This is a genomic window from Lysinibacillus sp. Ag94, assembly GCF_023242215.1.
Classification (GTDB): domain Bacteria; phylum Bacillota; class Bacilli; order Bacillales_A; family Planococcaceae; genus Lysinibacillus.
In genome coordinates, this window is sequence record NZ_CP096780.1 from 2,018,321 (window position 1) to 2,034,171 (window position 15,851).

15 protein-coding genes and 2 riboswitches are annotated in these 15,851 nt (G+C 37.1%); of the genes, 8 read left to right on the top strand and 7 right to left on the bottom strand.

Annotated elements, in window-relative coordinates; translation table 11 throughout:
- Positions 1-114: 114 nt before the first annotated feature.
- The 5 genes from MY533_RS09185 to tenI form a co-directional block, all read right to left on the bottom strand.
- Positions 115-1,134, bottom strand: a complete 1,020-nt coding sequence (locus MY533_RS09185; protein WP_248718862.1) for a thiazole biosynthesis adenylyltransferase ThiF — start codon at positions 1,132-1,134, stop codon at positions 115-117.
- Positions 1,131-1,898 carry a thiazole synthase gene (locus tag MY533_RS09190; protein WP_248718863.1) on the bottom strand — a complete coding sequence of 256 codons (768 nt, stop codon included), beginning with the start codon at positions 1,896-1,898 and terminating at the stop codon, positions 1,131-1,133. The genes MY533_RS09185 and MY533_RS09190 overlap by 4 nt, the downstream gene beginning before the upstream one ends.
- Positions 1,899-1,900: 2 nt before the next feature.
- Positions 1,901-2,098 carry a sulfur carrier protein ThiS gene (thiS, locus tag MY533_RS09195; RefSeq protein ID WP_366151255.1) on the bottom strand — a complete coding sequence of 66 codons (198 nt, stop codon included), beginning with the start codon at positions 2,096-2,098 and terminating at the stop codon, positions 1,901-1,903.
- 17 nt (positions 2,099-2,115) lie between these two features.
- On the bottom strand, positions 2,116-3,246 hold the full coding sequence (gene thiO, locus MY533_RS09200) for a glycine oxidase ThiO (RefSeq protein ID WP_248718864.1): 1,131 nt from the start codon (positions 3,244-3,246) through the stop codon (positions 2,116-2,118).
- On the bottom strand, positions 3,247-3,966 hold the full coding sequence (gene tenI, locus MY533_RS09205; RefSeq protein ID WP_371873326.1) for a thiazole tautomerase TenI: 720 nt from the start codon (positions 3,964-3,966) through the stop codon (positions 3,247-3,249).
- Positions 3,966-4,073: riboswitch (TPP riboswitch) on the bottom strand. Its footprint overlaps the gene before it by 1 nt.
- Before the next feature lie 964 nt (positions 4,074-5,037).
- Here tenI and MY533_RS09210 point away from each other — a divergent pair.
- On the top strand, positions 5,038-5,670 hold the full coding sequence (locus MY533_RS09210) for a TetR/AcrR family transcriptional regulator (protein WP_248718865.1): 633 nt from the start codon (positions 5,038-5,040) through the stop codon (positions 5,668-5,670).
- A gap of 5 nt (positions 5,671-5,675) precedes the next feature.
- A complete protein-coding gene (locus MY533_RS09215) occupies positions 5,676-6,227 on the top strand; it encodes a GNAT family N-acetyltransferase (protein ID WP_248718866.1) in 552 nt (183 codons plus the stop codon).
- A 569-nt stretch (positions 6,228-6,796) separates the two neighbouring features.
- On the opposite strand, the gene MY533_RS09220 is transcribed toward MY533_RS09215, so the two are convergent.
- Positions 6,797-8,971 carry a DNA topoisomerase III gene (locus MY533_RS09220; RefSeq protein WP_248718867.1) on the bottom strand — a complete coding sequence of 725 codons (2,175 nt, stop codon included), beginning with the start codon at positions 8,969-8,971 and terminating at the stop codon, positions 6,797-6,799.
- A 402-nt stretch (positions 8,972-9,373) separates the two neighbouring features.
- A riboswitch (cobalamin riboswitch) is annotated at positions 9,374-9,558 on the top strand.
- A gap of 189 nt (positions 9,559-9,747) precedes the next feature.
- Between MY533_RS09220 and MY533_RS09225 the strand changes: the two genes are divergently transcribed.
- The 5 genes from MY533_RS09225 (at position 9,748) to MY533_RS09245 (ending at position 14,246) form a co-directional block, all read left to right on the top strand.
- Positions 9,748-10,737, top strand: a complete 990-nt coding sequence (locus MY533_RS09225; RefSeq protein WP_248719186.1) for a FecCD family ABC transporter permease — start codon at positions 9,748-9,750, stop codon at positions 10,735-10,737.
- Positions 10,738-11,511 carry an ABC transporter ATP-binding protein gene (locus MY533_RS09230; protein ID WP_248718868.1) on the top strand — a complete coding sequence of 258 codons (774 nt, stop codon included), beginning with the start codon at positions 10,738-10,740 and terminating at the stop codon, positions 11,509-11,511.
- A gap of 58 nt (positions 11,512-11,569) precedes the next feature.
- Positions 11,570-12,568 (top strand): ABC transporter substrate-binding protein, encoded by a 999-nt coding sequence (locus MY533_RS09235; protein WP_248718869.1) that lies wholly within the window; start codon positions 11,570-11,572, stop codon positions 12,566-12,568.
- A gap of 47 nt (positions 12,569-12,615) precedes the next feature.
- Positions 12,616-13,323: a precorrin-3B methylase gene (locus tag MY533_RS09240; RefSeq protein ID WP_248718870.1), complete on the top strand. Its 708-nt coding sequence runs from the start codon at positions 12,616-12,618 to the stop codon at positions 13,321-13,323.
- A gap of 80 nt (positions 13,324-13,403) precedes the next feature.
- Positions 13,404-14,246 (top strand): nucleotidyltransferase, encoded by an 843-nt coding sequence (locus MY533_RS09245; RefSeq protein ID WP_248718871.1) that lies wholly within the window; start codon positions 13,404-13,406, stop codon positions 14,244-14,246.
- 228 nt (positions 14,247-14,474) lie between these two features.
- Here MY533_RS09245 and MY533_RS09250 read toward each other — a convergent pair whose 3' ends face one another.
- Positions 14,475-14,987: a peroxiredoxin family protein gene (locus tag MY533_RS09250; RefSeq protein WP_132358561.1), complete on the bottom strand. Its 513-nt coding sequence runs from the start codon at positions 14,985-14,987 to the stop codon at positions 14,475-14,477.
- Between the two features lie 417 nt (positions 14,988-15,404).
- On the opposite strand from MY533_RS09250, the gene MY533_RS09255 reads away from it, so the two are divergent.
- Positions 15,405-15,836 (top strand): MarR family winged helix-turn-helix transcriptional regulator, encoded by a 432-nt coding sequence (locus tag MY533_RS09255; RefSeq protein ID WP_248718872.1) that lies wholly within the window; start codon positions 15,405-15,407, stop codon positions 15,834-15,836.
- The last annotated feature ends 15 nt before the right edge of the window (positions 15,837-15,851 follow it).

Sequence of the window (15,851 nt, forward strand, 5' to 3'; positions counted from 1 at the left end):
CAAAAGCAGTATATAAAAAGAAAACCCGAACTATTAGGAAACGTTAAATGCATTTCGTCATGAGTTCGGGTTTTTCAACAGCTAAAAACTTTTTGTCCAGCCTCATTCAAATTTTTATCCTAAATAGCGATGATACAGTGTTTTCGCTTCTGCAATATCTTTTGTTCCGTGGACTAAAACTCGCCCGTCTTTAAAAATAACCAAACGGTGATTATCGACACTATAAGATAACAGATAAGGGTTGCGCTGAACATTTCCGCCTTGCTGCAAAAAAACTTTTTCCAGTTTGGCTAAATCCTGTTCTTCTTTCGCGGAAGGCCGGATTTGAACAGAATCTCTTCCGCATAGTACAGCTGTTTTTGTTTGATTTTCAAAGGATAGGTAGGGATATGTCCGATTGTTCCCGCATGATGGGCAATCATCTTTTTTCATCTTATCCACTTTTATTGCACTATGTTGGTTTTTCCAAAGATCAAAAGATAGTAATTTATTCCGTAATACTGCTGTATCATCCACTAATATTTTTAAAGCTTCACTTATCTGATGGGCAGTAACCATTTGCACGGCAGGACCGATGATTCCCGCGGTATCGCACGTTAAACCTCCGATAGGAACTGTTTCCAATAAACATGAAAAACAAGGGTTTTTTTCAGGAATGATCGTATATGTAATACCATAGCTCCCCACACAAGCGCCATAGATCCAGGGTACTGAGTATTTTTGCGAGACATCATTCATCATCATTCTTGTTTCAAAGTTATCGGTCGCATCAATCATGAGATCGGCCTGTTTTGCCCATTCTTCAAGCTCAAACACTGACGCATCCGCTACTATTGCTTCGACTGTTACAGTTGAATTGATGGCCTCCAGGCGTTTTTTTGCTGCGATCGCTTTAGGCATCCTGTTTTTTGCATCATCTTCAGCGTATAGCTGTTGACGCTGCAGGTTTGACCATTCCACATAATCTCGGTCCACAATCGTCAGTTTACCTATTCCCGCGCGGACTAGTGCTTCGGCATTTGTTGTTCCCAGCGCCCCAGCTCCAACAATCAATGCATGTTTAGCTGAAATTTTTTGCTGTCCGGATTCTCCGATTGGTGCAAATAATTGCTGTCGTGAATAGCGATCATTCATCCAATACTCATCCCTTCCAAAGGACTGCTCGCTGTGGCATATCGTTTCTTCGGAATTCTACCAGCTTCAAAGCAAAGGCGTCCGGCCTCAATAGCAAGTTTCATAGCTTTTGCCATCTTGACAGGGTCTTTTGCTGCAGATACAGCTGTGTTTAATAAAATTCCATCAGCACCCAGTTCCATTGCCATTGCTGCATCAGCAGGAGAGCCGATACCAGCATCGACAATAACGGGCACCGTTGCTTGTTCAATGATAAAACTCAAGTTAAGCGGGTTAATGATTCCCCGTCCGGAACCGATTGGTGAGGCTCCTGGCATTATGGCATGGCAGCCTAATTCCTGCAGCTTTCTGGCTAAAACAACATCATCTGATGTGTACGGAAGCACAATAAACCCTTCCTTTATTAATTCTTCTGTTGCTTTTAACGTTTCAATAGGGTCAGGAAGTAATGTTTTGTCACATCCAATAACCTCTACTTTAACCATATCGCAAAGGCCGGATGCTTTCGCTAGCTTTGCAATGCGGACGGCCTCGACTGCGTTTTTGGCTCCTGCTGTATTTGGCAATAAAGTATATTTTTTAATATCAAGCTTTTGTAAAAAATTTGGCTGGTTCGCTTCAAAGATATTCATTCTCCGAACGGCAAATGTCAGGACTTCTGAATCCGATTCAGCAACAGCCTGCTTTTGGATATCAAAATTAGGGTATTTTCCTGTTCCAAGCAGCAAACGGGATTGAAATGAATAAGGACCTATTTTTAACATAATTATCCGCCTCCAACAAAATGTACAATTTCAATGCGGTCTCGGTCAGAGAGCAGGGTTTCCTGATGATCAACTTTGTTCAGGATCTCTCCATTTACCTCAATTACAACTACTTTATCTAGCAGTTTGTAATATTCGAGCAGGTCCGAAACGTACACAATTTCCTCTGACAACTTCAAATTTTCTCCATTTAGTATCACTTCCAAGATTTGTCCTCCTAACTAACTGATATTTGAGATCGATCAATGCGAAACGCAGAAAGAAACTGTTCATCTTCCACTTGACCTGTAAGCAACTGGGCTGTGAGTTTGCCAGTAAGCGGGCTTAATAGAATTCCGTTTCGATAGTGTCCGGCAGCTACAAATAGCCCCCTAATAGTAGGATGCTCGCCAATATAGGGAATCCCATCAGCTGTCTGCGGCCTAATTCCTGCCCACACCCGTTCCCACGGGGCATCTTTCAGCTGGGGAATCAGCTTCACGGCTTGCTCAATCAAGGTAGCAATTCCTCCAGCCGTTACTTGTTTATCAAACGTATTTTCCACGACTGTGGCCCCAATGTAAATTTCGCCATTTCGCTTAGGAACAAAATAACAGCGTTTATCTGAAAAAATCGACCTGTGAACGATCGGCTTATTCGGCTTTACAGAAAAACATTCTCCTTTCACAGGATAAACGGTCAAGTTGATTCCCGTATTTTTCATTAAATCGGCAGCCCAGGCGCCGGTAGCGACAACGACCTGTTCACAATAGAAGGCTCCCGCTGATGTGTATACTCCTTTGACAACGCCGTTTTCATAGATAAAAGAAAGAACCTCTGTATTTTCGCGGATTTCTGTACCAAAATGCTCTGCAGCTTTTGCGAAGGCAAGTGATAATTTTGCAGGCTGCACATGGCCGTCATTTGGAAGGAACATAGCACCGGCAACAGTTGGTGCTAATGCAGGTTCCATTTCTCTTACTTGTGTTGCATCGAGCCATTGGATGCCGGAATCCCAGTTCTGCTGGAACAATACCTGACTTTTTAACGCTGTAGCTAATTCTTCCGTTTCTGCAATTTTTAACATGCCTTTATTCACAAATTCGATATCGATCCCCGTATATGTCAGTAATTCGTTAGTGATGGAGGGGAACATCGCCTGGCTTTTTAATGCCAACTGGAAAAATGGACCGTCGTGTTCCATTTCCGCCTGTGCTGCCAGCATACCTGCTGCTGCACTGGAGGCTTCATTGGCCAAAGTTCCTTTTTCAAGAATGACGACTTTTTTTCCTAGTTTAGAAAGTTGATAGGCAATGGAAGAGCCATTAATTCCTCCCCCGATAATGGCAACATCAAATGTATTTTTCACTCAACACATCTCCATTTTAACTTCTTTTTGATAGCTTTTTATTGCAGATAGAGGATCATCGGCGTTTAAAACGCCTGACATCACAGCAATACCGTCGGCCCCGCTGTTTATTACCTGTTTAGTATTTTCAGGAGCAATACCGCCGATTGCAATAACAGGAATATCTAGTGAACCAGTAAGCTTTTTTAATTCCTCTAAACCCCTTGGTTCCAATCCTGGCTTTGATTGGGTAGAAAAAATATGACCATATATCACATAGTCGGCTCCCAAGCGTTGAACCTTTTTTCCTTCTTCGACCGAGTGAATGGAACAGCCAACCGTCAATTGAGGAAAGTTGGCTTTAATCATAGATGCATTCAAACTATGATAGGCTAGTTGGACTCCTTCCACACCTGTAATAACGGCAACGTCTACCCGGTCATTAATGATTATTTTGGATAACGGAACGCCAACTCGGGAAAGCAGGTTGACTGCTTCATATAATTCTTTTGCCGTCATTTGTTTTTCACGCAAATGGATAGCGTCGGCATATGGATGGATGTCTGCTAAAATTTCACTTAGTTGTTCCATTGGCATTTTTCCATTAGAAATGAGATGAATCGCTTTTGATAATAGAGTAATGGGGGTCACCTCTTTAAGACTTACCCGCCTTTCAAATGTAGGATGCAAAAAAGCCACTTTCTTTTTGGTAAAGAAAGTGGCTGGAGATGAAAAGGACAAATTTCCGTATACCACTTCCCTACGCTGGCATTAACCAGGTCAGGTTCATAGAGTCCCGAAGTTACACTTCAATCTCAGCCTTTACAAAGGCACCCCTAGCGGATAAGTTATTTATTTTATTTAATTTATTTCCAATATTAGCACTATTCATGAAGATGTCAATCATTATGAATAGATTACTAGGGGTTCCATTTATTTGGCTGGGGGAAAAATGAATTTACAGAATGGGAGAATCAATATGAGACGTCAATTCAGCAATAACTAAATTGCTATGGGGGAAGAATATTCATGGGCTATTCAAATAAGACTCCGCTTAAAGCAAAGAGTATTGCATGCGCTTGAAGAGTATGTTGTAAGTACAAATTTTGTTAATTCTCTTTTGAAATATAATTGCTTACAAAAGTTGCTAGAGCTAGATGAATTCAATGAACAGTATATGTTTCTACTGTTAGAATTCTTAATTGAGCAAAATAAAAAACAGGATTGTTTAAAATGCTTTGAAATTATACAGATTAGCTGAAATAGGTTTATCTGTTCGGAGAGAATTAATAAAAGATATAACGAATACTTGGCAACTATATAGATTTCTAGCAGTCCCAAATATTAATATTTCTAATTCATTTTCATTCAGATGGAAAAAGTCATGGTTGCCACGAACTTAATTGAAAGTAGTATAAACACCCCGTAGTAGTTATTATATCTAACATCTACGGGATATTTCTCTAAATAATAAGAGTGTCAGTCTATTCTATCCGCTCTTTTAAGATAAGGCTTAAATGATATTGGATAATCTTTAGTTTTCTTATACATTTCGATTATACAAGCTGCTAATTGTTGAATACCAAGTTCTATTTTCTTTTCCTCTACTTGTGAAATACTTAGTCGGATTGCTTTCTTAAATGCTGACTCATCACATTCGTATATAGTAGAATATGAATTTTTTAAGACATCGCCCATGTTATGAATATAAAAGGTTGAAACTATACACTAGTGTCGGTATAATCTGACATATAAACGACAATAGTGTATAGTTTTTTAGGTGCATTTTGTCACTCATTAAGGAGGTGGCTTATGGCTCCAAAAGTTAGTGAAGAATATAAAAAAGAACGAGAGAAAGAACTGATAGAAGCGGCTAAGAAGGTGTTTATCGAGAAAGGTTTTGTTCACACAACTATGCAAGATATTATGGACAAAGCTGGAATATCCAGAGGTGCATTGTATAGCTATTTCAATAATATTAATCATGTTTTTATCGAAGTTTTAAAATATGATGACCAGAAAGACATTCAATATTTTGTGCCATCTGATGAAGGCCTACTTTGGCCACAATTAAAAAGCTGGATTGAAGAACAGCAAATTTATATTGAGGCAATTGACCAAACATTGGTCTTTGCAAAGGCGGAATTCTTTTTATCATATAAATACGTAAATAATAAAGATAATTTCCCTTACATTTCTGAACGCTATAATCGAACTACTGAAGCAATAGAAAAAGTATTAAAAGAAGGTATGCGTAAAGGAGAATTTAGACCTCAACAATCTACTGATTCAATTGCGAGATATATCCTATCATTTATTAACGGTTTAATGTTGGACACATTTCAACTGGGACATGAACAAACAAAAGTAAAGGATCAATTATCCGTCTTACTGTTCTCTTTAGAAAAATTAATCAATCCAAAATCCGAAACATACGAGGAGTGAATATTATGTTATTTGAATCATCTAGGGTGAGACTAAGAAAAATGACCAAAGAAGATACAGAACTATATCACAAATGGAGAAATGATGTGGAAGTTATGCATTCCACGAATCCATCTTTAGATGTTTATCCGATGGAAGAAACGAAAGATTTTGTAGATCATGTTATTTTGGGCACTCATGCAGGGAAAAGCTATATTATGGTTGAAAAAGGAAAGGAATCACCAATTGGCATTGTTGCATTAATCAACATTGATTATAAAAATAGAAATGCTGAATGTATTATTGACATCGGTGAAAAGGAATATTGGGGAAAAGGATATGGTTCAGAGGGATTGAAATTACTACTGGATTATGCTTTTTACGAAATGAATCTCCATCGAGTTTACCTGAAAGTATTTTCATTTAATGATAAAGCTATTAGTTTGTACAACAAGATAGGGTTTCATCAGGAAGGAAGCAGTAGACAAAGTCTATTTAGAGATGGTACATGGTATGACATCATTCATATGGGTATTTTGCAAAATGAATACTTTGAGAAACAAGTGAAGAATGTGTGAAAATTATTCCACCGTAAAATAGAGAAACAGGAATGGAGTGACGTTGGAACAACAAAAGGTCTAAAGTTGCTATAAAAACATTATGATAAATAGTGAGTTAGGCTTTGCTAAAAAATATCGGCATTACTATATTTCACCGAAAAATGTTTGAATGTTTATTCTTTAATGGTTTCATCCGTCGCTCTGCCGATTCTTCCGTCACTTCAGCGCGTTCTTCCGTTGTTCGCGATTCTTTCCGTCGTTTCGTCCGTTCTTTCCTTCGTTTTGATGGTTCCATCCGTCGCTCTGGTCGATTCTTCCGTCACTTCGGCGCGTTCTTCCGTCATTCGCGATTCTTTCCGTCGTTTCGATAGTTCCACCCGTCGCTCTGGCGATTCTTTCCGTCACTTCGGCGGGTTCTTTCGTTCGCGATCATAGAAATGATCAAAATATTTATAGAATGACCATATATAAAGAGCATGTTTTGATTATTCCTTTTTTAAAACATGCTCTTTCTTTTTCCCTATCAAGGCATAGGTATTAATTTGATTAATCTTTATTTTAAATTTATACAAACGATTTTCAATAAGTTATTGTGGAAATTTAAAATTAATCTTACGTTCTTTTTTATCCCAAATAAGGTGGGCATTAAAAGTTTTTTCGCCTTTTTGAAATCCTTTTATCAAGTCTGTTTCACCAGCTGCCAAGAGTTTTTTCATATTCGATTGTGAAATAGTTTTTCTTAATAGTTTCTTTGAAACCGAGAATTTACAATTTGCTGTTTTATAATTTGAACAACCGTAAAAAGTGCCATGATCTATGATTGATCCTTCGCAAAGGATACATTTCCCAACAACTGTTTTTCTTTTAGTATATTTTTTAGTATACGGATTATTTGCAGTGATTTTATCGACTGCATTTTGATTAAATGCCCATTCCTTTTCACGCTTGTTAGCATCTGAAATCAATTTGTCAGCAAGCTTTTTGACTTGTTCCATAAATGCTTTAGGAGAAGCGTTGCCTTCACCTATTTCAGATAGTCGTTGCTCCCATTTGGCTGTCATGGAAGGGGACGTTAAGATACTTTCACCTAGTGCCTCAATAAGTAACATTCCTTTAGCCGTTGCGAAGACTTGGTTTTTCTTAACTTCGATATAGTTTCGCTCTTTTAATGTACCAATAATTCCAGCGCGTGTAGCTTCAGTACCTAATCCTTCCGTTTTCGATAGGACCTTTTCTAATTCCGCATCTTCTAAATGTTTACCCGCTGTTTTCATTACGGTAATCAAATTACCTTCAGAAAAACGATTTGGTGGCTGGGTTTCACCTTTTTTCACGTTCGCTTTCGCAACGATACCTTGCTCATTTTCATGTAATAGGGGGAGCAGTTCATCTTTGTCTGTAGGTGAGTAATCTTTAGAATGATAAATAACCTTACGCCAACCTTCTTCTATTAGCACTTTGCCCTTAGAGATGAACTCTGCACGTTTATCAACAAGTGAATGAATTGTTGTGTAAGAAAATATGGCATTGTTGTAATGTGCTGCAATGACTTGTCTTGCAATTAAATCATATATTTTTTCTTCTTCTGGACTTAGCTTTGCTACATCAGGTATTTGCTCGGTAACAATAATTGCATGGTGATCGGTTACTTTTTTTTCATTCACATATCTTTTATTATTCATAATTGAACTTGTCGGTGGCGGAAGAAGACCTTTGTATTTATCAATTTTACTTAAATGCTCTAGTATCTTTGGTAGTGTTTTTGCTTCTTCCTTCGTTAAAAATTGTGAATCAGATCTTGGATAGGAAACAACACCCTTTAAATAAAGTTTTTGCAAAATATCCAGCGTATTTTGTGGTGACAATTTATAAGCTTTGTTTGCTGTAGCTTGTAATGCAGATAAGTTGAATAACAATGGGGGAGCATATTCCTTTGTTTCTCTTTTAATACTATTAATTTCTACATTTTTATTGAGACAGAAATTAGCAATCGCAATGGCTTGTCGTTCCTCTTGAACTCTTGAAATGTTATCTTTATGCCATTTTGCTTTTAACAATTTTCCATCGAAATCAAACTCTGTTTCTACTTCCCAAAATGGTTCTGATTTAAAATTTGCAATTTCATGCTCTCTTTTTACTATTAGTGCAAGTGTAGGTGTTTGTACACGACCAATTGAAAATACATCTTTCACGCCATTTCTTTTGAGGAGTACCGTGTATAATCTGGATGTGTTAATGCCAATTAGCCAGTCTGCACATGAACGACTTAGTGCTTCAAAATATATATCACGTGTTTTCTCTTCTGGTAGTAAATTTGCAAACCCATTTTTTACAGCGTTTTCTGTTAAAGATGATATCCATAGACGTTTCATCGGTTTATTAACACCGCATACTCTTAAAATGGTACGGATAATCAATTCACCTTCACGCCCAGCATCACCACCAATAATGATTTCTTCAATGTCTGATCTTTTTACTAAACTTTTAATTACATTAAATTGTTTATACTTTGACTTCGTCACTTTATACTCAAATCGATCTGGAATAATAGGTAATGTTTCTAATGTCCATTTTTTCCATGTAGAATTATATTCTTCCGGGGCTTTCAGTTCACATAGATGTCCAATCGCCCATGTGATAAGTGCTCCAGCCGGAAAGTAGGTGTTTGGCTTAACTTCGAAATAACCAGGCTTTTTTGTAAAAGAAAAGGGGGAAGCTAATTTTGCAGCCTGGTCTGGTTTTTCTGCAATTACTATTTTCATATGCTCTTCTCCTATTAATAATAATTACAACTTTATGTTTAATAATTATAAATGAATTTTAAGGATAACGGTTATATGAATAATTGAGTCCATCTTTTATTAAGAACTCTAAGTTTAGTCTTTTAGACATTTTAATTCAGTCAAAATTAAAACACCGGATTATCCACCCTGATATTAAATATAGAGAGGAAGGCGATTACTCATAGTGTACTGTGAGGAATTTGTATAGTAAGGTAAGATAAATCGCTATCTAAATTTATTTATTTTTCTAATAATAATTAATGTTCAATAGTTCTGTTTTGCAGCTATTAATCGCTCGTTTATCACCATTTTTGCTTAATTGTAATATATATTATAATTGCTATCTGGAAAATATTCTGATATTGTTCCTCTTATAACTTAATAAAATATTATTTTGTTGGTGCGAATGACTTGTTCGTTTGCTTAAAAGGGAAATCGGTGCAAATCCGGTGCTGTCCCGCAACTGTAATGGAGAGTCTATACAATATGTCACTGTAGCGAGCTATGGGAAGGCGTATAGATGATGAACCTAAGCCAGGAGACCTGCCAATAAAAGCAACAAACTTACATAGAACCACGAGGATGGTTGTAGTGACTGGGAATCGACGCCCTTTATTTAACTATGCCATCCTCTTGTAAATAAGGGGATTTTTTTTATGCCCTTTGCTTTAAGAGAGGAGAGCGTTTTGAAGAATCCAACAACAAGAAAAATCAACTTACTTTTATTCGTATTAACGGGTGTCGTTTTAATATCCATGACGTTAGCGATCATGGTAGGCTCTGTGTCTATTACACCTAGTATTGTATGGCGCATTATTTTATCGCATATCCCGTTCAATCCACTTGGCATTACATTGGATTGGAGCCGTTCACAGGAAATCATCATATGGCAAATTCGTACTCCTCGCGTAGTACTTGCCATAATAGTCGGAGCGGGGCTTGCTATTTCGGGTGCTGCTATTCAAGCTTTAGTTCGTAATTCAATCGCGGACCCCTATATTTTGGGGGTATCTTCCGGTGCATCTGTCGGGGCTACATCTGTTATTTTACTTGGCACTTTTTCATTTTTAGGTATGTATGCGCTATCATTTGCTGCTTTTATAGGTGCAACAATTGCAGTACTGATTGTGTTTTTCTTAGCACGAGTTGGGGGGCGAATTTCAGTTGTTCGATTATTATTAGCCGGAATTGCCGTGTCACTAGTTTTGTCAGCAATGACGAATTTTATGCTGATGATAACGAAGGAAGAGGGGGGCATAAAGGCAGTGATCTATTGGATGATGGGAAGTTTGGCCGGAGCGAAATGGGTGAATATAATGATTCCGTTCGTAGTTTTAACGATCGTCTACATAATTTTACGTCTACATGCACGCCATTTGAATTTACTTTTACTTGGCGAAGAATCTGCTGTTACGCTAGGGGTTAATTTAGAGAAATTTCGATTACTACTAATTTTAGTAATTTCCCTATTAACAGGTGTCCTTGTTGCTGTAAGTGGTGCAATTGGTTTTATTGGCCTGATTATTCCACATATCGTACGCATGATTGTCGGCTCAAATTATAAGTTTGTACTGCCAGTCAGTGCATTAATTGGTGCGATATTTTTAATATGGGCTGATGCAGCTGCGCGCATTGTGATTGCACCTGAGGAAATGCCGATTGGAATTATAACGGCTTTATGCGGATGCCCATTCTTTATATGGATGTTGCGTAAGCAAATGTATTCTTTCGGGGAGGAGAATTAAATGGTATACGTTGCAAAAAACGTTACTTTTGCCGTGCAGCAGGTGAAAATATTAAACAATGTTTCTGTACATATTCAAGAACGAGAGTTTGTGGGCATAATTGGTCCAAATGGCAGTGGGAAATCGACCCTTTTAAAAAATATGTACCGTATGCTACAACCTCAAGAGGGAGAAGTATTTTTATTTAATGAAAATATTTACAAGCAATCTTCAAAGTTGATAGCAAAGCAACTTGCCGTCGTAGGGCAGGAAACACCAGTGCTATTTGAGTTCACTGTTAAAGATCTTGTGGCAATGGGACGTACACCGCATAAAAGGCTTTTGGAAGTAGATACAAAAGAAGACCTAGCTATTGTTGAGGAATCGATGCAGCAAGCAGGGGTACTGCATTTAAGTGAACGCACTTTTAGTTCCTTATCTGGTGGTGAGAAAAAACGGGTCGTTGTTGCAAGGGCATTGGCGCAACAGGCTAAGGTCATGGTATTAGATGAGCCAACGAATCATTTAGATATTCAGCATCAACTCCAGCTCATGGATTTAGTACGGGGCTTGCCGATCACGGTCATTGCAGCCTTGCATGATTTAAATATTGCAGCAACTTATTGCGATAAAATTTATGTTTTAAAGGACGGAGAAATAGCGGCATATGGAACTCCGTTTGATGTATTAACACCCTCATTGTTACAAAAGGTGTTTGGTGTACATGCGGAAGTTAGTGTACATCCTGTCACGAAAAAGCCGCATATTTTTTATATATCTGAGCAATTTTTATAGTTAGTTAGGAGTTTTAGATTTCTTTCTATAGATTATTTAGAAAAAAGGAGAAGTAGACATGAAGACATTAAAAGGCGTATGGCTTGTTCTTGCAATCGCAATGCTAAGTATGTTAACAGCTTGTGTTAGCGAGGAAAAACAGGAATCATTATCGAAAAGCGAACAAGTAGAACCAGCAAAAGCAGGAGCAACGGAAGTAACGATTGACAATAACGATACGACACAAGTCTATTCGGAAGCACCAAAAAAGGCAATTAGCTTAAATCAGCATGTGACAGAGATTATGCTAGCGTTAGGCTTAGAGGATTCAATGGTCGGAACAGCATATTTAGATGATGCAATTTATCCACCGTTACAAGCAGCGTATGAAAAAGTTCCAGTATTAGCTGAACAATACCCAACAAAGGAACAAGTGATTGATGCAGGAGCAGATTTTTTATATGCAGGCTGGAAAAGTGGGTTTAGTGAGAAGGGTGTCGGAACACCAGAAGAACTAGAAGCACTTGGCATCCACACTTATTTACATACATCTTCAAGCATTACAAATCCTAAGTTAGAGGATATTTTTGACGATATCCGCAATATTTCTAAGATATTCCATGTGGAAGAGCGTGGAGAGAAATTAATAAAGCAAATGACAAAAGATGTAGAGGACATTCGTACGAAGCTTCCGCAAGAGGAGGGTAATTTACGTATTCTTGTATTTGATAGTGGTGAGAAAGAAGTTTTCACAGCTGCACAAAACTTCATGAATGAACTTGTGACAGTAGCAGGTGGAAAAAATATATTCGGCGATGTTGAGTCTGGCTGGACAACCGTTTCAAAGGAAGATGTAGTTGAGCGCAACCCTGAAGTTATCGTTGTAATTGACTATGGTTCAACTACTGCTGAAGAAAAAATTAATTTCCTAAAAAATGATCCGGCACTAAAAGAAACGGAAGCGGTAGTAAACGGACGTTTCGTTATTTTACCACTATCAGCAGCATCTGAGGGTGTTCGTGCGGCTGAAGCAATTCGAATTTTGGCACAAGGATTTTATCCAGAAAGCTTTCAATAAAGAAGAAGAGCTAGCCATGTGCTAGCTTTTTTCATAGGAGGGTAAAAATGACTATAAATGCTTTTAGCCATAATATTCCTGAAAAAACATTTGCTAAGTTAAACAGAGAAGGTGAATTTACACGTCTTGCTGTGAGCCCTGGCATTATCAACAAACATTATACACCAGCACAATTTCAAACAATCGCAGAGGTAGTCGGAGTGAGGGGTGCTATTAAATATTCTGCGTCCTACAGTATACTACTATCTATACCGACAATAGAATTAATGACGGCCAAAAGGAAGCTGGAAAAGGTGGGCTTATATATTGTAAAGCAAGGTCAGATTGTAGCTATGAAGGCTTGTGATTTTTGTGATGGCGATAAAATGGAGGCAGCACAGATTACAGAGGAGCTGTATCAGCAGCTGGAAGGCTTGGAAGTACCAAGCAGGATTCGCATTAATATGAATGGCTGTGCATCAGCTTGCTATAATGCCGTTTATGATGATATTGGGCTTGTATATCAGAAAGATAGCTTCGATGTATATTTAGGCGCTGTTCCAATGGGTAAAAATGCACAGGCAGGGGAGCTATTTGTGAAAAGAGTGCCTGTACAGCATATCGAAAATCTTTTACAGGAAATAATTAATATCTATAAAGAACTTGCTCACCAAAAAGAACCCTTTTATAAATTTTACAAGAGAACAAAAGATGCAGACTTTTGGCAAACGATAAAATGCTATGAAAATAGTTCAGCGGATTCTAGTAGGGTATGATGAGCTACATACAAACAATGTGAGAGGCGTAGCATTGTAGGTAGACAAAGTGACTATAAATTAATAAAAGGAGCTATGAGATGACTACTATTAAAGAAATTGGAAGTTTATGTATTACTGATAGAGACGGCCACATTATTAACCATTCAGACTGGGATAAAATCAACCCAATTTTTCATCCTGTGATCTACGATGTGGTTAATACGTATTCCACTCACCTTCAAGATGACTTACATAGTGTATACATAAGAGGATCTATTCCAAAAGGGATAGGTATTGAAGGCGTAGCGGACTTAGACACAATAGCGGTTACAAAGCAAAACCCTAATAAACAACAGGTAAAGCGGTTAAAAGAAGTAGAACAACAATTAAATCAAAAACATACTTGTGTAGATGGTATTGAACTGAGTTACTACTGTGTAGAAGATATTTTAAATACGTCATCTTTTTCAATCATTAGTTTCATACTCAAAACCCATGGCATATGTGTGTTTGGAGCAGACTTAATACCCCAATTACCAAAATATAGAGCTGACGAAGCTTTAGCAAATGACCACCTTATTCATTTACAAGGTCAAATTAAAAATGCCTGTGATGATCTTCAAGATAATTCTGATATGGAGGATATGAAAGATTGTTGCAAGTGGATAATGAAAATTTTAGTAAGAGCAGGACTTGCGCTTGTCATTACTAAAGCAAATACATATACAAGGGATTTATATCCTGCTTATAAATTATTTTCGGACTATTTCCCTGAAAAGGAAAACGACATGAAAAAAGCACTTGAATATGCCATAACACCCATAATAGATGCAAATCTATTGTTATCGTTTTTAAATGACTTTGGAACGTGGATGGTTAGTGAAGCTGATAAATGGTTACAATTCTATAACCCCAATAGAGAATTAAACATGAAAATATAGTCTAATGAATAACTTACGAAGTTCGAATTTATGTTAGTAGCTACAAATAAAATTTAGCTTTGTTGATTCCATATACAGAAAAAGGTAATCACATCTTACTCAAAATGAGATTACCTTAAATTTTTAAACATTTTAGATTTTAGAGCAATCGTATAAAGCAAATTATTCGAGATGGATTGTTTTTCTACATATGTTGCTCTCCAATTGAGCCCAATCAAATATTTTTATTTATTGATTTGTCTTTAAATTCTTTCCGATATATTGGATAATTTTGCGAAGTTCAGTAGATGATGGGCGTCCAAATGGGCTGGTTTGTTTTTGTTGATATAGCAATTGTCCATTTTCATCAACCAGGAAATAAGCTGGCTCTCCATGCGTACCATGATCCTCATATGGAGCATTTTCTCCATGATAAAAAACATCATATGCTTTTAATGTTTTTAACGCTTGATCAGTTAAGACTGTAAAAGTAATGTTATGTTCATCAACCATTTTCTTTAAATTTTCTAACTGGTCCGTTGAGATTGTAATTAGGTGTACATTCTTGCCTTCAAAATAACTTTTGCTTTCTTCAAGCTCTTTTAAGTCATGAAGACAAACAGGGCACCATGATCCTCTGAAAAAGATAATGAGATGCCAACTTTTATGCTGGTTTTGATGAGATACAAAAGAGAATTCTTCGCCATTAACTGCTGGAAGAGTAAAATCGGGGACTTTATCACCCAAATTAAATGTAGACATACTTATCCTCCTGAAAATTGTAAATTCTTATTGGGTTCTAGCTCATTTATATTCTTCCCATTTCTAAATTAGATATGTAAACTTAATCCCTAACTAAACTGAAAAAACGTTTCTTCCAACGGATTCCAAGCTGTAAAATTTTTAATGTTCAGGCTTAGAAGAGTGAAAATGAACAATGTTATTTTGTCAGTACTTAGCATACTTTATTTTAACTAAAAAGTGGTTTTACTTTTTTGTTGAACTTTTTGCAGGCAATATGGCAAACTGAATAGAAGATAAATCTGAACATGATGATCTTTTACCTAAGGGCATAAGCGTCTTACGACTAAAATTATGTAATGAGTTAAATACGACATGCCCCACCAGTACACATTTTAAATACTAAAGTTTGCACGTTATCATATAGGAGGTAGAAAATTGAGCAAAAAGAGATCAGTTGGGTTAGAGTTGCGTACATTGTCGCTCTTAATGAGAAGACAATTGGATCAAAGCCTAATGGAAAAAGATAACCTTACTGCCATGCATGGGTGGACGATAAGTTATCTTTACAAAAACCAAAATAAAGATGTCTTTCAAAAAGATTTTGAAAGAGACTTTTCTATTCGTAAATCAACAGCATCTAGAATACTAAAGGCTATGGAAAATAACGGTTTGATTACAAGGCAATCTGTACCCTACGATTCAAGACTCAAAAAAATTGTCTTAACAGAAGATGCGCTGAAAATACATGACAGTATCATGACTCGTAGAGCGCTTCTTGAACAAAAATTACTAACAGGTATCCCGGAAGAGAAGGTTAATGTGTTTTTTGAAGTAATGGATGCTATGAAAGAAAATATAGAATCTTGAAGAAGACGCTATTTT